This is a genomic window from Candidatus Gorgyraea atricola, from assembly GCA_030765235.1.
GTDB lineage: Bacteria > Omnitrophota > Gorgyraeia > Gorgyraeales > Gorgyraeaceae > Gorgyraea > Gorgyraea atricola.
The window spans coordinates 1-19160 of record JAVCCW010000012.1 but is presented as its reverse complement, the minus strand read 5'-3'; the positions used below and the strand labels follow the sequence as shown (position 1 = coordinate 19160).

The window sequence follows — 19160 nt, the reverse complement described above, 5'->3', positions numbered from 1 at the left end:
TTAAAAAGGCCAAGCGCAAATACCGGATTCTCCTTTACGCCTACTGCCTTATGCCAAATCATGTCCATCTCTTAATCGAAAGCCTCTCCTCCCTCAATATGTCCAAATTCATGCAATGGCTAAATAGGGGCTATTCAGCGTATTTTAACCAGGTCTATAGGACCTCGGGTCACCTCTGGCAGGGAAGGTTTATTTCCAAGCCAATCCTGAAAGATCAATACTTAATACACTGTGCTAACTACATAGAATCAAATCCTGTAAAGGCTGGGATAGTAGAGAATATCGCGGATTATAAGTGGTCTAGCTATAAAGAAAGGTGTCTTTCCTCAGAACCTGACCTGCTTGATGAGCTCAGGGGACACTTTGAAGAGTGATTCTGGGACAGATTGGTGAGGGATTTCCAATACGGTACAAGGATACTTTCAGTAATCTGGTTCCAAGCTGTTTCTATGCTGCTAAACTTATCTGAGAACGATTTTGTTGTGAAGGGAGGCGGTAATTCTTTTGGAAAATAACCCCGCTCTAACATATCTTTAATATTCATTACAAAGCCTCTCCTCTCTTAAAACCTGAAACTACCAAACAAGACATCCTTTTTTGCCCTTATTTTTTCCTAAAATCGGCTTTATGTACTCCTTTTTTTATCCTATCTCTGGCTTTATTAAATGCTTCTTCATCATCTGTAGCTGGCGTAGATTCTACTAACATATTGTATCTATCTCGCAACAACCTTACTTCATGATAAAATTCTTTTTCTTCGATAAAATGTCTGAAACTTTCGTAAAGAACCCTGGAGTTATGCTTTAAAACCGTAAATTTCTTAGCTGCGAATAAGTGTTCTCTGGCTTTATAATCAAATTCTGCAAATACGTTAAATATAGTTAAAATTCCTGCCAGTAAAGTTATCCATGCAACCCAGTTATTGGCTCCTTGCAGTAAACAATAGGCGCCTGCAACCGTGATAATGGCAGGTATGAGCCTAAAATAAAAACTTTTTGATGATGCTTTGCCAGCAATAATATGATGGGTTTCTGCCGTATACATTGAATCAGCTTCAATCTGCTTGCATTCGTTTATTAAAGGTTCTGTTTTTTCGTTCACGTTTAACCTCCTGAGGGGAATGGGTTGCCAAATAACTTATGCCATTCTTTGATTGCGCTTATGCCGTCTTTTGAACAAACTTTTTCGCAAAACATTGAAATTTTTTCAAAAGCATCAGCTAAGAGCTCTTTTTCGTGCACCGTCATGTAGATATCGGCATTTGATGATTTGCTGTCAGGTATTTTAACTGATGACAAAACATTTTCTTTAGCAAGATAAAAGAAGTCTTCGATTAACTCTTGGTATGTTATTTCATTACCTGAATTTACAATATGCTGCACACAAAGAGGTATTATTTGTGAACACATAACTTCCAAATGATAAGACCGCATCTTAGGAAAACAATTTCTCTTTGCGCATTTTAACATTTTAATTACTGGAACTAAATAGTCATTGCTGTCTTTGTTGGCTTTGGTTGTGTATTCTGCATCGTAGTCATAGTCTGCCATGGTCCATCTATTGTTTTTTGGGATCCAATAGCCTCTTCCTTTGGGTGGGGTTAAAGTGCCATCAGGCGCTTGCCCGATATTATCTATATAAGCTGGAATAAGTTCAATTACTATATTACCTGCATATTCCAATACGATGGCAGGACTGTCTGTTTCTGGTCCCATGCGTTTATATTTCTCATTATTAGATACTATGCCTTCCACCTCATCAATAGCATTGGAGGGCGTAATGCCGCCTTCAGGAATCCACATCTCAAAGTTTCCCAAAACAACCAAAATATCAATGTCAAACGGTTGTTGTGAATCGTTTGGTTGTATTCTGGTTTTTCTTTGAAGAGACCCTATGAGATGTGTTTCGATTTTTGGGTCGTTTAATTCAATCCAATTTCTAATAGCGTTATGATGTGTTGTTATCGAGTCCTGTAATGATTTAGTTAATTCGAGTTTCGATTTGAATTCTTCAAACACTTCACGAACTGTTGAAATCATAGTATTATCATACCTCTCCCCTTTAAATTTACCAGAACAAAAAGATCTTTTTAAACACAAAAACCCCTGCAGCCCTCTATAACTGTTATTACTTTTCTGGTTTTGGAGTTACTGGTTTTTCTCCTCGGTTTCCTTCATGAAGCTTTTTAACTGGCTTGTCATGTTTTGGTGGTTCTTGTCTTCTTGGTGGTTCTTGTCTTCTTGGTGGTTCTTTTTCCCTGCACATTATAGACCTCCTTGTTAGTTTAAGAATTGGATATGCTTTATATCGCTTTTTTCCGTTAACAAAATTCCCGGACCTTCGATATCTTCCTTTTTACCATCCTTAAACTTTATTGTTGCAGAAGCAACAAACAGCTCTCTTTTTTGAAAATCATCAGAATAAAAATCAGGATACCCTAAAATTTCAGTCCCATCTTTTAAGGTAACTAAAAGCCATTTGCCCCTATAAGCTGAGAACACGCCTTGCCACACATCTCTGTCACCACTCCTAATATGTTATATTTAATTTTCGCATAATAGCATAATACCATTGCGTATGTATAATTTTAGTAAATAGTAAGCCTAAAATTATTGACACACTTAGTAAAAAAATTATATTAGCAAAATTTAAATTGGCTGCAATTTCCGAGAGTTGTTTTTTAGATACAGCTTCTTGTGTAAAAATTTTTAAAGAAGGGAAAAATGAAGATGTCCAGAGAAGCAAAGCATAAGCCAGAAAGCTAAGCATGAGGGCTTCTATGATATTATTTATCGGAGATGTTTTCTTTCTGGGAACCAAACCATCGATAATTCCCTTAGAAAGAAAGCCGGGCAACAATATTAACAGAACTGCAAGAGTATCAATATTTACCATGCTACCCCCTCATCTTCAAAACCTAAAATGCACAAAAATCCTTCCGAAATTCTTACTATCCTTCTCTACTCTATGGTAGAGCTTTTTTATCTCTTTATCCTGCAAGAAGCGTAAAACATGCTTTTTCAGCTGCCCACTCCCCTTCCCTGGTATGATTTCTACCAGGCGAATCTTTTTATCCACAGCCTCATGAATAACCCGATTAAGCTCACCCTCAATCGACTGCCCCTTATTAAAAATATCATGTAGGTTTAGTTTGATTTTTGCCATTTTGCGCTGGTGTCGGATTTAAGCTTTGCAACTAATTCGTTTTTTAGCAATTTTTATATAGTCTTTATTTTTTTCGATCCCTATCCAATTCCTGCCCAATCGTTTTGCTACTACCGCAGTTGTACCGCTCCCTGAAAAAGGATCAAGAACTAAATCTCCCTTATCTGACGAAGCAGTTATGATGCGTTTTAACATCTCCTCCGGTTTTTGTGTCGGGTGTAAAGCTCTACCATTAGACCCTCTTAATCTTTCTTTCCCTTGCACGAGTGGCATTTGCCAGACATCCCTCATTTGTTTTAGCGAGCCGTCTTTCTGCCTGTCTGGATTGATCTTTTTCAAATCCTCATAATTAAAAGTCCACCCACCATCCTTAACTGCCCAAACAATAAATTCTGCGCTGTGAGTAAAAACTCTTTTTGTCATATTTGGCATAGCATTAATTTTAAACCAAGTAAGCACATTTTTTATTTTAAAATCTAACTGTTTTAACGTTATCATGACTTCTGAGACATTGTGATAAGTGCACGATATATACATAGACCCCTTTTTCTTCAAAGTATCCTTGCAAGATCCAATCCACTTTCGAGTAAACTCAAGGTATTTGGGTTCCGATAACTTATCCCAATTCTCATTAACCATATACCAGTCTCCACCGGTTTTATTTCCTTCCCATTTTAGGCCACCACCGGAAAGATTATAAGGAGGGTCTGCAAATATCAAATCAATAGAATCTTTATCAATCTTTTGCTGAAGGACTTTTATGCTATCGCCTTGGTAAATATGATTAATTTTCATAACATCACTTGGTATTTAAAACAACAGAAGCCTTCCAGTCTTCGATTGTTTCTGGTATTTTCTCTAACCATGCTTCAGAATTATCTACAGTTTCAGCAACTCTTACTATGCTTTCATATAGTTTTAGAAATTCTACGTGTTTAATCGTAAGCTTTTTTTCTTTTATTCCTAGAAAGATTTTTAATATTTGTATAAATTGCTTGAGCGATAAGGGAATTATTTTCTGCTTAGCTCCTTCATATTCGTATCTAACTGCAAACCAAAAGGTGTTCAACGTGTCTCTGTGAACAAGAGGTGCTATAAATAGACAGAAAACTTGCTTGTCTTTGTTGCTACTTTCAAAGTCTCGCAAGTGTCTCATGACAGGTTGACCCTCTTCAAACCACTGGCTTTTGTCTTTTCTCATCGTAACTTCACAAATTGCACCAAATGTATCATAGAAGCATTCAATGTCGGGCTTATTGCCTGGAGCTGTAAACGTTGGTTGGTTATCATCGCCTACTGGATAATTTGGCTTTATCTTTAAAGCATCGTTGAGAGCATTTAATGCAACAGTTATCAATCTCTCTAGTTCTATGCTCTTTTTGGCTCGCGACCTATAAATATTTTCTAGTTCGATAATGCATTGCTGAATACTTTCCAGTGTTTGTGACCTATGGTAAAGTTCCAAATCTTGCAATTCTCTTCTATAATTTCTTAGATTTTCTACGTATTCTTTTAACACCTCTTCTTTTAGTTCACTTTCTTTTTTATAATCAAAAGGTGGTGCAACAATTTTTTTATCTTTTAAATCCTTAGCCAAATCGCTTACATCATCTACGATTTCTTTTGCGATAGCTTCTAATGCCGGTTGGTTTTCCCACGGCAAAATAGGTTTGGTAATGTCCGCTATGTAATCCAGGTATTTTTGTAAGTTTGTAAAGTCCAAAGGCGAGGCATCGTCTACTTCAAGTAGCTTTTCGATCTCTATATATCTCCTAGGTTCTAGATCGATATAAAACCCTCCCCCTCTTATATAAATAAATCTGGTCAAGCGAAAATATCTAATAATACTATCTCCATAATCCCGCAAGTTATCTAAGCATTGATTTATTTGAGACTGATTAGCTGATTGTAAAAATTCTTTAACAAAATCGCCTTTAAATTTTTCTATTATCCGTCTTTTATCTGACTCAGGTTTGTCTTCGCATGCCGCTCTAAGATTTATAAGTTTATTTACCTGATCATCTATATGTCTGAAATTAATTAATGTGGGAACAAAAATACAAAATTCTTCCTTAGTAATTCCAACAGGTCTTCTGCTTTGACCTTGCCATTTCGTATTAACCTTATAGATAAAATGTAAAGTTCCAATAAATGGTTTTATATTGAACCCGTCTATTTTCTTAAAAGATTGACTGTTTGGATTTGGGAGTTGCCATTTTAGAAAGGACCTAAAAAACATTTCTCCGAGATCATAATCATCTCGAAGCAAATAGTTACCAAGGGAAGTGACGTGTACCCTATTATTTTCAACCTTTACTAGTCCTAATTTTTTAAGCGGGTTGATCGACTGCCTGCCTCGCATCGCAGGATCTCTGTATCTTTTTGTGTTAAATATATCTTCTGACTGCTTATAGGTTATCTTGTCCGCGCTTTGTAATAATTTTATTTGCTCTCGGCTTAGATCATTAAAAAATTGATTTGTTTTACCGTATGTCCTATTTTTGATTAAAAGAGTTTGATATTTTTCTTGATTGTCGTACGACCACTCGCAACCTTCCAATTCTTTTAAAACGACGAGGAAATCACGTACTCTCTCTGCGTTTCTTACTGTAGTGGATATAGACCAGGGTTTTCGCATTTCTACACAACCTTACAATAGAATACTCTTTCTGTGTGCCCTTCTGAGGTACTTTTACCAGTTGTAAAAGCTCGATATGTGCGCTCAAAAATCCGAACAGTCCCTTTTTGTCTCAAAATATCTATAATTTCCTTATCTTTGATCCTTGAATTTGATCTATCGTCTTTTGATTCTCCTGTATTGTTATATGAAACTAAAATATGCTTACAAGTTGCATGTTTTACTAGATCAAAAAAGGCTTCATTGGCATTTTTTAAACAATAGCGGCTTTTTAAATGGCTCCTGTCCATTTTTTTCGCCTTGCCATATACCTTTGGCTTTTCCCATGTTACCAAATTCTCTAATACATGATAAGAATCACAATATTGTCTTGAATTGTAAGGAGGATCTATATACAAAATATCACACGAAATATCTCTAATTAGTCGATTCGCATCTTTACAATAGATTTCATTATAAATATTATTCTCATATTTAATGTCAGGCATTAACAATTGCATTGACTGCAACATATCTAAATTCTGCCTATAAGCGTCGTAATGCCCCACGGTATTAGCAACCTTATCCGAAGCATACAACAAGGAAGTTAGCAAAGCGTTCTTTTCTTCGATACTTTCAGATATCACTTCTATCGTTTCTCTGATGGTGCCTATTTTTCTTGCGTTTTCTAATGAAAAGTACGCATTACCAAAGTGTCTTGAAATATAATTGTCTTTTGTCGCTTTTAAATTATTGAGCATCTTGATTTTGTCAAAAAGCTTAATCTTATCTAATTTGACGCTCGCAAGAAATACGCTGAGAGGAATAAAATTGCTTTTCAAAATATCATTACTAATTATTTTTACGCTTTTCTTATTAAAGCGACCGCCAACAACTCCAGTACCTGCAAATATATCACAGAGAGATTTAAAACCAACACATTTCTCTTCTATTATATCCTCTATTAAATCTAACAACTTATATTTATTACCTAAGTATCTCCGATTTTGAAGCTGAAAAGTGCTCCCATAATTTTCGGTAACAAAATTACCTTGTCCAGAACGGAAATAAATTTCATCAGATATCTTTATAGTTGTTTTTATAGGGGCTTTTGGACTGTCTATTTGACTCATAATTTTTTAATTTAATTTATAATATCTAAATGGAATGTGCATAAAAAATAAAAACCCCCGCTATTTCTTGCGAAGGTTTTAATTGTTTTAACGTGGCAGTTCCCCCTTCGAAACATACCACTTTGTATTTAATTGTTGATCTTAGATATAAGTATGCCACAGAATTTATCTTTGTCAATTATTTTTACTAACTAGTTTATCCAAGCTAATCTCAAGTGCCTGGGCTATCTTGCTCAATGTCTTAACAGTAGGGTTATTATTAGCTCCAGACTCGAGTTTAACAAGCGTAGTATGCGTTACATCTGCAAGCTTTGCTAGTTTATCCTGAGAGATGCCCTTCTTTTTCCTAAGTCTTTTGATGTTTTCTGAAAGCATGTTTTCCCCTTGACTTATTGCAATATAATGCTATAATTATATTGTTACAATAAATTCTATCCAATATATTGCTATTCTAACCTGTGTGTTCTTTAAAATCAAGGAGTTTCATATGCATCCATATTTTAGATTTTATTATGAGAGATTGTTAGTAGGGGTAGTTATCATTGGGATTATATTATTATCCCGCTTAATTGTAAAAATATTAGGGTGAGATTGCGTTAAGAGCTGTCCCTATGCTCTAATTTTTTACCTTTTTAATATAATGCTTTCCAACATTAAAATGTTGAATATGCGTAGACAGTTCTTCAATGCTCATCTTTTCAACGACTTCTTTCCCCTCTTCTTCTGTCTTGGATTCAACTTCGACATGCCCAGCAAATTCAAAATCTATGATATATTTTGGCATAGCATTTCCCTTTCTTTATTATAATATGTTTCTTGTGCCGTTTTGGCTCTCCCCTATCAAAGGTGTCCCATCAAGTCTCTTATTGTTTTGACGGCTGAAGGAAGCATTCTATATTTTCTTTAACTCTTGCCTAATTCTTTTAACGTAACGCCAGATGTGATCTTTTGGCTTGTCGCTCTCCTCGTAATGTTTTTCCTCTTCCCATAAGTAATCACACATTACGATGATATCCCTTTTTAACTTACCTAAATTTCTTTTATTCATAGGTCTAAATAAGCTTATATTTTCCTCTGCCAATGAATTCAAGGTAACCTCTGTCTCTCAAGAGCTGGAGTTGCTGCCTAATTTTATCTTTTATATGCTTATTATCAGGGTGCTTTAGCTGTAGGTCGTTTTCAAAGGAATAAATCTCATCTAGTGAGAATAGCTTTTTTCCTAAACCGTCGATGCAATTCATTATATCCAGAATCCAGCCTTTTGCATCGGGCTGGGTTTCTTCTCTGAGGAAAAGGGTCTTTTGCCAGATTTCAAGCACTGTTTTCTTTGGCCTAACTTTTTTATCTTTGATTAAGAATATCTTTCCTGTTTGGGGGATTTTTTGCAAAAGGATATTGCAGCCGACCCATCCAGCTCTACGAGCATGTGGTGCTAGCGGCTTTCGTTTTTCTATAATCTCTGGGATGAAGAAATGTTTTGGTATGACTAGGAAATTTAATACCTCTAATGTGCCCAAGCCGTAACTGAGAAAGAAAAAATTCGGGTTATGACTGCTTCTTAAACGCTCCAGCATTGTTTTGTATGCGCCATTAAGTATTTTAAGGCCTATGTCGTCCTTTTTGCTCTTTAACTCGTATTGCTCTGGACAGTTAATGCAATGGAAGTCGGCTACAGGTTGATTATTTTGGTAGTTCTTTATAGGTGAGCCACATGATGGGCAATAAATATTGTTTCTTGCCCAATTTTCAGTCAAGACTCTGATTTTCTGCGAAGGACTTTTATAGGAACTGGCTAGAGTTCTATTAAATGATAGGTTCATTTTGTCCTCTAAGTAAGATTATTTTACATCTCCTTGGGTAATTAGTCAATAGCTTGAGATTGCTTCGCTTCGCTCGCAATGACACTAGGGGTTTTTAACCTATCCAACCGCGTAGGATGCCTTCGGCAACCTACGCGGTTTCTATGTCATTGTCTAGGCTCTACAAATTACTTTTTTAACAACTTCTGCTCTCGTTTGTCCTCTTCTCTCTATCTAAGCCATTGCTGCATCTAGTCCCTAAATCTTTTAGGCGCCCTGCTTCTGCCTCACCCTGTAGGCAAGGTTTAAACCTTGCCTACAGGGTGAGGCAGAAGCAGGGCATAAGAAATAAAAAGAACACCACTCTTAACCATATCCAACCGCGTAGGATGCCTAAAAGCGGCAACCTACGCGGTTTTAGCTTACAAAAAACTACTCTACCCCCTCCAATTCCTTCTTCCCTCTCTTATATTGCCTGATGCTGATGTGGAAGCGGGTGGTCAGGTCTTTTTCTGTGTAATCCTTTCCAGTTAGATCTATTAGTAAAACTGTTATTGCTGTGGGGGATGTTTTGGCAAGGAGCTCTGGATCAAGGATGCTGGAATAAGAGGTAAAGGTGTCTCCTGGGAGATCAGTGAGCTTTATATAGGCGTCTTTACCGTGTGTGAAGGTGGCGGTTATTAGATCATACTTACTAGTTAGTCTCTTTAGGGTTTTTAAGACCTGTCTGCGCTTGGCTGTGTCTGACCAGTCCTCAGGCATCTGTAGCTGGGCGGCAAAGTCCTCTAAATTAAGAAAGAATTCATTTTTGCCTATGCGGGCTGATTCTGCCATAAGAAGAAGACATGCGCTTATACTGCGGTTATCGGCCCATTTCCGCATAGTAGGGAAATATTTCTTTTCCTCCAGCAGCGCCAACGGGAGTTCGAGCGTATCTGGTAATGGCGCTTTTACTTTAGGCCGGTCAATTCTCTCAGTATCCCCTTTTTCCCCTTCCATGCCTACGAGAAGGAAGTTTCTTACGCGGATTGTTTTAGTCTGGGCAAGAGCCGGGGAATCGATGATAGTGGCTGATTCGTGGTTGGCTTTTAAAGCTGATACGCTCCAATTGGTGCTGCCTTCTACGACAAATCTTCTATCAACAATAACGAGCTTATCGTGGAGGAGGTAATAAGGTGAAGCAAGGTATATCTTGGCGCCGCTACGTTCCAGGTCTTTGAAATGCTTGGTTAATTTAAAGGTGTTATCTGACTTAAAGCGGGTATTTAGGTATATCTCTACTGTAACTCCGCGTTCCAATGCCTCTTTTAGGTCATTTAGCAGTAAGGCTACTGGCTCGGTCGTGGGACTCATGACATACATTGAGATCAGGATAGATTCTTTAGCTCCGTCTAATAGCTCGATAATAGCAGATTCGTACTTACGATCAGAGATATCCGCGACCTGAGCGGCATGGAAATCAGCGGCATAGCTTGAGGCCGGGGTGATTAGTAGGATTAGGAGTGATAGTTTAAGGAATAGTTGTTTCATAGCTATTAATTATACAATTAATCTTCGCCAACCTCGATCTTTATGGTTGAAATCCCGTCAGGGAATCTTTTTCGCTCTTTGTTATTTACTGTATACTCCCATGTATCATAATCAAAGCTTATAGTATGACATCGTACTATTTCTGTGTCGGTGAGTTTTACTACCCAGCCGCCTTTTGCCATAAGGTCCTCCTGGTTATGTTGATTTTTATATATAGTAGCTCTTTAGATGGGGGAAGTCAAAAGGAAATGTGGGGGATTTACAAGGGCGTGAGCAGTAGACCAGGTTTAAACCTGGTCTACTGCTACCACTGCTGTTTTTATTCATCTAAGATACCTCTTTCGCTCCGCAAATGCCTTTGTGATAACAGTCCTCAGTTTTTTTAGATGGAAAGGTTTTGACCCGTAGGCGAAACACCCTAATTCTTTTGCCCTGTTAATGCCTTCATCACTTAAATAGCCGCTTATGAGGATCACAACTATATCCTTGTTTAGTATCTTTGCTTCTCTCAGGAGTCCTATTCCATCTAGCCCCGGAGGATGGCACCAGTCTGTAATCAGCATATCATAATGGTTTCTTCTGAGTTTATCCATGGCTTCCGAGCCATCTGTAGCTGTTGAAAACTCGTATCTCTCGCTGCCAAGAAGGGCCATATAATTATCTATCAGCAGCCTCTCGTCATCTACGATTAACACTTTAATGCTGTTTCCGTTTCCACCTTCTAATACAACCATTATTTATTCCTCTTCAACCGCGTAGGATGCCAAAAAGCGGCAACCTACGCGGTTGGGGTTAAGAATTACTTCGCAACTAGGTTCTTCACCCTATCCTTGATCGCCTGTAATTCATTGAGATTCTGGAGCTCGCCTGGCGGTGTTTGCTTTAGGTCCTTTTCACTTACACTATAATCCGCGGGGTTCCAGAAGGAATCATATACCTGGCCCAGATAGGCTTTATACTTTTCATTGTCAGGATCTAGCTCAATGGCCCGCAATAAAGCGTTTGTGGCGGTCCTGAGGCTAAACATAGGCCCTAGTGACTCGAGCATGGCAACCGCTTTTTCATAAAGAAGCTCTGGGTTATCCGGGTCTTCTGCCAGGGCATCCATTGCCCGTTCAAGCCTGTATATCTTGGCCTTCATCTCTTCAGTGATATGTGGCGGGTTTTCATCAATGTCCTCTGCGAAAGATACACCGGAACATAGTAATATTAAGATCAGTGGAAGTATTTTTATCATGGCTCTATCTCCCCTCTTCCTTCTGAAACAACCTCATACCCGTCACCCTTCCAGCCATAGGTGTAGGTCTTGGGCGACCAGTGCTCGTTGGCATTGAGCGATATGATGATTTCCTTTAGGCCGTCGCCGTCTCTGTCTTTTACTGCAAAGCTTCCCACTTCCTGGAAGTAAGAAATATCCTTCATGTACAAAACATTGCCCTTATGATCAGAGATTAGCAAAATATACCACTGGTCGTCGCTCCAATCGGGATTCTCGCCATCCCATTGTCTGTAGATGGTGACTTTTTCTTCTTTGCCGTCATTGTTCAGGTCAGCATTGATTAGAAAGGATATATTATAAGTGCTGAGATATTCTTCAAGGTAATTGCCTGTCTTTTCGTATGTGGCTCTGGCCAGATGCCCGGGATTTATCAGGTAAGCTGCAAGGGATAGTATCAAAAATAACCGCGGTATATTTTTTCTATTCATCTCTCCTCCTCCTTCTTTATTATTATCGCCTTGCGCGCCTCGTTCTGAAGATCTATGAAGAAATCCTGCACGAGGGCGTAGTCTTTGACAGGGATCTTCCCGGGAAACCAGTGGCTATCCGAGATCATTACCAGGCGGCCGTTGTGGACCTGGCTGGTAAGCATGTATTTACATACCGGCAGGGCCTTTTCATAATTTTTAGGGATATATTCAAAGTGAAAGCCCTTTGGGATATTTAATATTATTATTTCCCTGCTAATTGAGGAGTTATAATATTCTACGGGGAAGTCGCGTTCTTTTTCAGGCAGATCAAATGGATTCTCGAACATGGGGCTCATCGATGGGAGTATCATAAAGTCTCCCATGGTTGGCGCCCATGAATCTGATTCGAACTTTATCATTAAGGAGAATGGCCTGGAGAAGTCTTTTGGGTCCGTGATATAGGTGTCTATTATCTTTCCTCCCGCCGCGACCCTGTTGAGCATGGCAGCTTTCAGCCTATCCATTTCCCTGGCAGTGTAATCTTCTATGGTGGATCTAAGTGAAGCGCTGTTAACAGAGTTGGGCATGGATTCAACCATACCTGTGCACGAGCCATCTGATTCAAGAAAAAATGTCCTTTTTATTGTATAGGTCATTTTGTCCAGCGGCATCTCAGGAATATCAATAAACTCGCCTCCTCCCGGCCTAATAATAAAGAGCCTTTCCTCTGTGAGCGAATACGGGATCTCGCCCAGATCAATGCCTTCTTCAAGCGGGTCAAGCCATAGATCCTGGCCGTCTATATTGGTATACACGATCATATGTGAAAATTGCGCCGGTGACGGTGCTACTCTCGCCAGTGGATAGGCCTTTTCGCCGTATCTCACAAGGACAGGATAGCCGTCTATACCAAGCGATTTTAACATGGCAATAAGAAGGACTGCCTGGTCCTTGCAATCGCCGTATTTATTTTCAAAGACTTCGTGCGCAGGATGGGGCTCAAAGGCATTGAGGCCAAAACTCATGGAAACGTAGCGGATATTATCCTGGAAGTATCGCATAAGGGCTCTTATCTTATCCTTTTTGTTTTCTGAGGAAGCTGTTATGCCTCTGGCAGCTTCTGCGATCTGGGGCGTGGCAAACATCTTATCCTTCGCTATATCCCAGAACCATATGGCTATTTCTTGCCAGTCGTCGATGGTCGAATAGGTAAGGTACGGGCAGAAGTCGCGCACGCTCGGCATCATGCGTTCCTGTTCTACCTTAGGGCAATCTTTTCTCTCCCATGTGTATGTCTTTGTGGCGCCATCCTTTGAATATGTGATGACCGGCTCTATGTCAAGATTTTCGCTCTTTATGTTTATTTGGGTTGCGACAGGAGCAGTCAATATGAACCGCGAAACATCCATAGGCGCGCTATCAAAAAAATAAAAAGTGCCCCATGTCTGGCCTGGCATCTTGGAATGCCTGGCAATGATCTTATATTTAAATTCCAGGACATCATCCACTGCCATGTCCCGCATGGTGATGATCTTTGTCTTGAGGTCAGTATATGATGGGTAACCTGAATACGGAGAAACGTCCTGTATCTTTTTTGCGCGAATCTTCCTGCCATTAGGCTTTATGACCAGGGCTTTTATTATCTCTACTTTTTCTGTAACAGAGAGATAATCTATCTCTTTTTCGCCGAGCCAATCCAGGGCGTCTTCTTTAAGTATCTTGTATTTTACATGAATGGTGGATGTGTAGGAGCCATCCTCGTGTATTTCCTTACGACTTTCGTCAAGGAGAACGATGTAGGCATCTTCTTCGTCAGGTTCGATCGCAAACGCAGAGATGTTGATATAGATCGGGAAGAATGTGGCGAGGAATGCAATTATTATTAATACGAACCGCATAAATTTTAAAACTACCATAGAAACCTCCTTTTGTTAGCTTTCAGCCATCAGCTGTCAGCTTTCAGCAAAAGAAGGTTTTAATTGTTTATGGTCGCAGATTCCCCCTTCCTAACGTACGACTTCAGTCCCTTAAACGCAAAAAACCCTCACTAGGCCTTGGTAAGCACTAATGAAGGTTTTACTTTATTTAAGTCCGGGATTTTTTCCTTCGAACTCGGGACTTTTTATTTAGTTGTATTTATAGTTTACATCACGAACTCGCTTTTGTCAACCCAATCAACTCAAGAAAGTAAAGATTTTTGAAAGAAATCAAGGGGTGTAATGTGTCTTATATACTAAAGGGAGGTGTGTTATGGACAAAATCAAAAACGCCCCAAGGGGCGAGATCGCGATTTACCAGACCGGGGATAAGGAGATTAAGATTGATGTAGCACTAGAGCAGGATACTGTTTGGTTGAGCCAGAAACAGATGTCTTTATTGTTCCAAAAAGACATCAGAACTGTAAACGAGCACATTCTTAACGTATTCAACGAAAAAGAGTTAGAGAAAAAATCAGTTATCCGGAAATTCCGGATAACTGCCAGTGACGGAAAATCTTACAATACAAACATGTATAGTCTGGATGTTGTTATATCAGTTGGCTATCGGGTTAAATCACAAAATGGCACACGTTTTCGCATATGGGCTACAAATGTGCTTAAAAGACATCTGATTGATGGCTACACCCTGAATGAACGCCGACTTAAAGAAAAGAGTGAAAAATTAGACGCCCTACAAAGATCCATAAAGCTCGTAGGCTCTATTAAAACGCGTAAAGAACTTGATTATAAAGAGGCTGTGGGGCTTTTGGATGTCATAAGCGATTATAGCTATGGGCTTGGATTGCTGGATGACTATGACAATAAAAAACTTAAAATAACCAAAACAACCGCTGAGGAGAAATTCAGGCTTGATTATGAGGGTGCTATAAAAGCAGTTGAAGATTTAAAGAGGAAATTCGGCTCTTCTTCCATTTTCGGGAAAGAAAAAGATAGATCCTTCAAGAGTTCGATAGATACGATCTATCAGACATTTGATAACAAAGAGTTATATCCGAGCGTCGAAGAAAAAGCGGCAAATCTTTTATATTTCATTGTAAAGAATCATTCATTTGTCGATGGGAATAAACGCATTGCAGCTTCTATCTTTTTATGGTTTCTGGAGAAAAATAAGATTCTGTACAGGGGCGATGGTTCAAAGCGCTTGGCGGATAATGCATTGGTAGCTCTTACGCTTATGATGGCTGAAAGTAATCCTTCTGAGCGGGATATTATACTGAAACTCGCTGTTAATCTTATTAACAGGGATAATTAGAGATTGATTTGTCGGCCTTCGGCCTCCTCAATAGAATTTAAATCCATGCTTATCTCCTTCTCGCTTAGTATCACTAAACCACTCTTTTAACAGCCTCTCTCTTCGTTTGTCCTCTTCAAATAACCAAAGCCATTGCAACATCGAAGCTTTAAAGCTTTTAATCGCCCTGTCCCCCCTGTAGGTCAGGTTTAAACCTGACCTACAGGGGGGACAGGGCATAAGAAATAAAAAAACACTTAAAATAAACCACTACACTCTAGAACAAAACACCCACCCCTCCCCTATCCTACTACAAAGCTAAGGTAACTTGCCCTTTACAGGCTTTATAAGAAGAGTATAGAGGTTTTTAAGCTTTAAAGGGGCTAGGATAGATGGTATTCCTGGGGATATAGAGGATATAGATATAGGTAATAGGGGGATCTTCATAAAGGTACCTCTAGAGGTATATTATATATGATACTACTAGGGGCTTATTGAGTCAAGGTGCGGAAGGAATTTTAAATACTAGGGTGTACCCAAATAGGACGTCTATTATCTGCTACACGCTGGGAGCGTACTTGTCAAGCGTCCCCTGCGGCTACTCGGTGGTTATTGTTACGGTTGGCGGTGCAGGCATGAGCTGGTATGAGCCGCCTCCCACGTCATACAGCGCCAGTGTATTCGTAACGTCAAAGTCTATATTTATCTTCTGCGTGGCGCCCTTTATAATAGCGATACTTACTGTTTCTTCTACTGCAGGAAGGGAATCTCCTGCGTTGTAGCTGTATATGATAATCGAGGCCTCGCCGTAATCAGACGGCGGGCTGTTGACATCAAAGCTTGTAGTGGAGGCAGTGCCGTTTGCACCTGTGGTGCTGGTATAATAGTCATCTGTACCTACTGCATCTATAATATATCCCTGCATATTAAAAGTAGATGAACTAGTGTGCTCTATCGTATCATATGTGCCGGGCTGGAAGCTTCCGGCAAAGAAATTCCCCACTGCTGCCCCTGCACTAGACGAGGCAATATCAAACTCAATATCTGCTTCTCTTACAGTCGTCCATGTGGCGCCGGTGTCAGTTGATATTCTGAATCTTTCAAGAGTTACTTTATACACAAGAGGCGTGCCTGTGGCTTCGGGATCCGGCGGATCAGCAGCGTAAGAAAAACAAGGCAATAAAAGTAAAGTTACCAGAACGATTATCGTAAAAATATTTTTAATCATTGCCTTCCTACCTCTATCGTTAGGCCAGAGCTTTCTATCCATTTCTCCACCTTGACTTCATGGTCCCTTTCAACCGGTATAAGCATGCTTTCTGATAGATCTTTATCATCATATTTAGTTTCTGCAATTCTGAAGGTATCCTTGATGTCAGACCAGTCATCAAAGGGAATGTTTACTGCCAGGTCCGCCCTTATCTCCATATCCCCTTTATTGTCATCCCAGAGAGTAACATCGCAGTTGATAGTATCTGTGGGCTCGATTCTCGCTCGAACCCTCCAGCCCTCTTTATCGTCGAATTTCTTGTGGTCAAACCAGTATGTGCTTCCGTAGAGTTTGAGCCAGTGAAGCCGGGGAATTATAGCGCCGCCCACTTCCACATCAAAACCATCCACTACTTCCTCATAGGTAGTGGATGTCCCGGTTTCCTCCGTTATTCTTTTATCAGAAAGCCCCCAGTAAGTATTAACTCTTGCTTCCAGGATTTTACCCAAGGCTTCTATGCCAAAGCCTGCCCGGTAATGATCGTGCTCATAAGTGTGGTCGTAGAATGCATTCATGCCCAGAAGCATATTCTCGTTACGTGTAAGCCACCTGTAACCTACGCCCAGATTTAATGTTTCGTCATCATCCTGCTTGTTGAGCCTTGGCTGGATAAATAAGGTCTTGTCTTCCGCGGGATTTTGATAAAGTGGTTGGACAGTTTCGAAATACCACTTGGGCTTTTGGCCAGTCCCTGCCTCAATACCTAAGTCTATGCGCTTAACCCAGGCCGGGTTTTCACCGGAGGACTTTTCTTCGGCAAAGCTGTTACAGAAGCCCGTAAAGAAAAGGTAGAATATTGTCCCTAGAATTAAAATAAAATAAAGCTTTTCGCATCTGATATTCATATTAAAAAGTATAATGACTATTCGCTGCAAGTCAAGTGTATAATCGGAATATTGATCTTGATTGATCTTGCACTGTGAAGCGTGATTCTGAGACAGATTGGTGAGGTGATTCGCAAACGATACAAAAACTAATTTTATGCTATTATTTTGTCAAATTCTTCGATCGTGATCGCGGGTAGAGTGCTAAAGCTGATATCCGTGGATTTGGTAATCGCGATCGAGGCCTTTAGCAGGTCTTTTATGTCAGGGAAATCGACTATAAAGGCCAGGCAATAGGGGGATCTTCATAAAGGTACCTCTAGAAGTATATTATATATGATACTACTAGGGGCTTATTGAGTCAAGGTGCGGAAGGAATTTTAAATACTAGGGTGTACCCAAATAGGACGTCTATTATCTGCTACGCTCGCAATGACATACTTATGGGTGTGGTGTGATTGCAAAAACCGTGATCTCACCTTTTTTGGAACCATAATAAAAGAATATCCTGTAGGCAGCTGGCGTATTCTGTTCTGCATAGGCCTCAAAGACCTTTTCTTTATTAGGCTCGGAAATCGAATAGTACTGGTGGGTTTGTAGGCTTGGGTGGCGGGGATTGTCGCTTAAAAGCTTAAGTGCTTTTTTAACATAATCATATCTTTTCTTTAGTGATGGGTTGTGTTTTAGCTCGCGAAGCGTCTCTATTGACGCAGGCGTAAAGCATAATGCAAATTTCATAGCTCCTTGAAGAATTTGTCCAGATCACTGACTTTTTTGGTCTTTCCCTTGCCTGCCTCATCCAGGCCTTTGCGGATCTTTTTAAGGACTTCCGGATGTTCGTAGATCCATGCCTCGTTGGCAGGTACGGTCACAACAGGCCTTAGCAGGATGTCGCCTTCTTTCCCAATAAAAATCTTATAGGCGTCTGCCTTGCCTTTTGAATCAATGATCTTTAAAATCTTCTCCCCCAGGTTTATTCTGTTTTTTGAATCTACTATCTTGATACCTACTGATATGAACTTCTCATCTACCTTTATAGTCATATTCTCACCTCCACTATAAGTATATCATATAGTGGGAAAAGCGTCAAGTGGGAAAGTGGGGCATTTTGTCATCTCCTTCATCTTTCAAAACATATCCTCTACTATATAAGACACATTGAGAGAGTCATTTTCTTTCAATTATTTTAGGAAATTCAAAAATCGGTAGGGATTTTAAATACTAGGGTGCACCTAAATAGGACGTCTACTATCTGCTATAAGCCAGATTGCGAGGTTCTAGCTAAACTAAGCAAATTAATTTTGGGGACGTCCTAAAAAGGGGCAGCCTGCTAAAAACCTTTTATCGTTTTTGTGCCATAGGGTCTTCCCAAACCCCTATTTATATGATATAATTATTTACATAGGAGCTATATAGCCTTACAGGGCTATTTTTTTGGGTGGATTATGATGAGAATTTATAAAGGGTATAGTTTTAAGATTATATCAATATTTTTAAGCATAGTGTTCCTTTTAAGCAACATTGCATATTCCGAGATAGACTTGTCTAAAGAGTCTTGCCTGAGGAATAAAATTATTTTTTCTGATGAAGAAGAGCATAGAGTTCTTTGCGTTACGCTTGCTTCAGCTATTAGTAAATCTCCAGAAAAGTTTTTGTCTGATCCTATAGATGTAATTGCAGAGAACTTTAAAGAACAATTAGAATCCAAAGAAATAGAATGGGACACTGACAAGAAAGAGGAAAATATTTGGGTTTATCAGAAGAAGGAAAGTATTTACTTAGAGATAGACAAAGAAGGCGTTGTTAGAGGGAAAAATAAATATAATTTTGCTAGAGCAATGTATGAGGTAGTTGAGGTAAATAAAAAAAACGAGGCATTAATAAAAAAAGTATTGATAGAAG

26 protein-coding genes are annotated in these 19160 nt (G+C 39.4%); 3 read left to right on the top strand and 23 right to left on the bottom strand.

Going from position 1 to position 19160, the window contains the following annotated elements; genetic code table 11:
• Positions 1-374: transposase (locus tag P9L93_02960; protein ID MDP8230045.1), on the top strand; the 374-nt coding region annotated here is incomplete at its 5' end.
• Between the two features lie 229 nt (positions 375-603).
• Here the strand turns inward: P9L93_02960 and P9L93_02955 are convergent.
• The 19 genes from P9L93_02955 to P9L93_02865 all read right to left on the bottom strand — a co-directional run bounded on the left by P9L93_02955 (position 604) and on the right by P9L93_02865 (position 13849).
• A complete protein-coding gene (locus P9L93_02955; protein MDP8230044.1) occupies positions 604-1101 on the bottom strand; it encodes an SLATT domain-containing protein in 498 nt (165 codons plus the stop codon).
• 2 nt (positions 1102-1103) lie between these two features.
• Positions 1104-2039, bottom strand: a complete 936-nt coding sequence (locus P9L93_02950; GenBank protein MDP8230043.1) for a hypothetical protein — start codon at positions 2037-2039, stop codon at positions 1104-1106.
• Between the two features lie 88 nt (positions 2040-2127).
• On the bottom strand, positions 2128-2265 hold the full coding sequence (locus tag P9L93_02945) for a hypothetical protein (protein MDP8230042.1): 138 nt from the start codon (positions 2263-2265) through the stop codon (positions 2128-2130).
• Between the two features lie 14 nt (positions 2266-2279).
• Positions 2280-2501, bottom strand: a complete 222-nt coding sequence (locus P9L93_02940) for a hypothetical protein (GenBank protein MDP8230041.1) — start codon at positions 2499-2501, stop codon at positions 2280-2282.
• 28 nt (positions 2502-2529) lie between these two features.
• Positions 2530-2895, bottom strand: a complete 366-nt coding sequence (locus P9L93_02935; protein ID MDP8230040.1) for a hypothetical protein — start codon at positions 2893-2895, stop codon at positions 2530-2532.
• Positions 2896-2910: 15 nt separating this feature from the next.
• Positions 2911-3165 carry a Smr/MutS family protein gene (locus tag P9L93_02930; protein MDP8230039.1) on the bottom strand — a complete coding sequence of 85 codons (255 nt, stop codon included), beginning with the start codon at positions 3163-3165 and terminating at the stop codon, positions 2911-2913.
• A gap of 18 nt (positions 3166-3183) precedes the next feature.
• Positions 3184-3960, bottom strand: a complete 777-nt coding sequence (locus P9L93_02925; protein ID MDP8230038.1) for a DNA methyltransferase — start codon at positions 3958-3960, stop codon at positions 3184-3186.
• A 4-nt stretch (positions 3961-3964) separates the two neighbouring features.
• Complete coding sequence (locus tag P9L93_02920) at positions 3965-5803, bottom strand: AlwI family type II restriction endonuclease (protein ID MDP8230037.1); 1839 nt, start codon at positions 5801-5803, stop codon at positions 3965-3967.
• Positions 5804-5805: 2 nt separating this feature from the next.
• Positions 5806-6915 (bottom strand): DNA adenine methylase, encoded by a 1110-nt coding sequence (locus P9L93_02915; GenBank protein MDP8230036.1) that lies wholly within the window; start codon positions 6913-6915, stop codon positions 5806-5808.
• A 174-nt stretch (positions 6916-7089) separates the two neighbouring features.
• The gene (locus tag P9L93_02910; GenBank protein MDP8230035.1) at positions 7090-7290 is read right to left on the bottom strand and encodes a helix-turn-helix transcriptional regulator; all 201 of its coding nucleotides are present in this window, start codon (positions 7288-7290) and stop codon (positions 7090-7092) included.
• Between the two features lie 241 nt (positions 7291-7531).
• Positions 7532-7699, bottom strand: coding sequence for a hypothetical protein (locus tag P9L93_02905; protein MDP8230034.1), 168 nt, complete (start codon positions 7697-7699; stop codon positions 7532-7534).
• Between the two features lie 108 nt (positions 7700-7807).
• Complete coding sequence (locus tag P9L93_02900) at positions 7808-7963, bottom strand: hypothetical protein (protein MDP8230033.1); 156 nt, start codon at positions 7961-7963, stop codon at positions 7808-7810.
• Between the two features lie 4 nt (positions 7964-7967).
• A complete protein-coding gene (locus P9L93_02895) occupies positions 7968-8735 on the bottom strand; it encodes a DpnI domain-containing protein (protein MDP8230032.1) in 768 nt (255 codons plus the stop codon).
• Positions 8736-9146: 411 nt separating this feature from the next.
• Positions 9147-10244: a phospholipase D-like domain-containing protein gene (locus P9L93_02890; protein ID MDP8230031.1), complete on the bottom strand. Its 1098-nt coding sequence runs from the start codon at positions 10242-10244 to the stop codon at positions 9147-9149.
• A gap of 17 nt (positions 10245-10261) precedes the next feature.
• Positions 10262-10426, bottom strand: coding sequence for a hypothetical protein (locus P9L93_02885; protein ID MDP8230030.1), 165 nt, complete (start codon positions 10424-10426; stop codon positions 10262-10264).
• A gap of 141 nt (positions 10427-10567) precedes the next feature.
• Entirely contained in the window at positions 10568-10978 is a 411-nt protein-coding gene (locus P9L93_02880; protein ID MDP8230029.1) for a response regulator, read from the bottom strand.
• A 65-nt stretch (positions 10979-11043) separates the two neighbouring features.
• Positions 11044-11481 carry a hypothetical protein gene (locus P9L93_02875; GenBank protein MDP8230028.1) on the bottom strand — a complete coding sequence of 146 codons (438 nt, stop codon included), beginning with the start codon at positions 11479-11481 and terminating at the stop codon, positions 11044-11046.
• A complete protein-coding gene (locus tag P9L93_02870) occupies positions 11478-11951 on the bottom strand; it encodes a hypothetical protein (GenBank protein ID MDP8230027.1) in 474 nt (157 codons plus the stop codon). The genes P9L93_02875 and P9L93_02870 overlap by 4 nt, the downstream gene beginning before the upstream one ends.
• Entirely contained in the window at positions 11948-13849 is a 1902-nt protein-coding gene (locus P9L93_02865) for a DUF3857 and transglutaminase domain-containing protein (GenBank protein ID MDP8230026.1), read from the bottom strand. Before P9L93_02865 ends, P9L93_02870 begins: the two co-directional genes overlap by 4 nt.
• 334 nt (positions 13850-14183) lie before the next feature.
• On the opposite strand from P9L93_02865, the gene P9L93_02860 reads away from it, so the two are divergent.
• Positions 14184-15185: a virulence protein RhuM/Fic/DOC family protein gene (locus tag P9L93_02860; protein MDP8230025.1), complete on the top strand. Its 1002-nt coding sequence runs from the start codon at positions 14184-14186 to the stop codon at positions 15183-15185.
• 577 nt (positions 15186-15762) lie between these two features.
• Here the strand turns inward: P9L93_02860 and P9L93_02855 are convergent.
• The 4 genes from P9L93_02855 to P9L93_02840 form a co-directional block, all read right to left on the bottom strand.
• Positions 15763-16392 carry a hypothetical protein gene (locus P9L93_02855; protein MDP8230024.1) on the bottom strand — a complete coding sequence of 210 codons (630 nt, stop codon included), beginning with the start codon at positions 16390-16392 and terminating at the stop codon, positions 15763-15765.
• Positions 16389-17279 (bottom strand): inverse autotransporter beta domain-containing protein, encoded by an 891-nt coding sequence (locus P9L93_02850; protein ID MDP8230023.1) that lies wholly within the window; start codon positions 17277-17279, stop codon positions 16389-16391. Before P9L93_02850 ends, P9L93_02855 begins: the two co-directional genes overlap by 4 nt.
• Before the next feature lie 420 nt (positions 17280-17699).
• On the bottom strand, positions 17700-17996 hold the full coding sequence (locus tag P9L93_02845; protein MDP8230022.1) for a hypothetical protein: 297 nt from the start codon (positions 17994-17996) through the stop codon (positions 17700-17702).
• A complete protein-coding gene (locus P9L93_02840) occupies positions 17993-18301 on the bottom strand; it encodes a hypothetical protein (protein ID MDP8230021.1) in 309 nt (102 codons plus the stop codon). The genes P9L93_02845 and P9L93_02840 overlap by 4 nt, the downstream gene beginning before the upstream one ends.
• A 402-nt stretch (positions 18302-18703) precedes the next feature.
• Here P9L93_02840 and P9L93_02835 point away from each other — a divergent pair.
• A partial coding sequence (locus P9L93_02835; protein MDP8230020.1) for a hypothetical protein occupies positions 18704-19160 on the top strand: 457 nt, incomplete at its 3' end.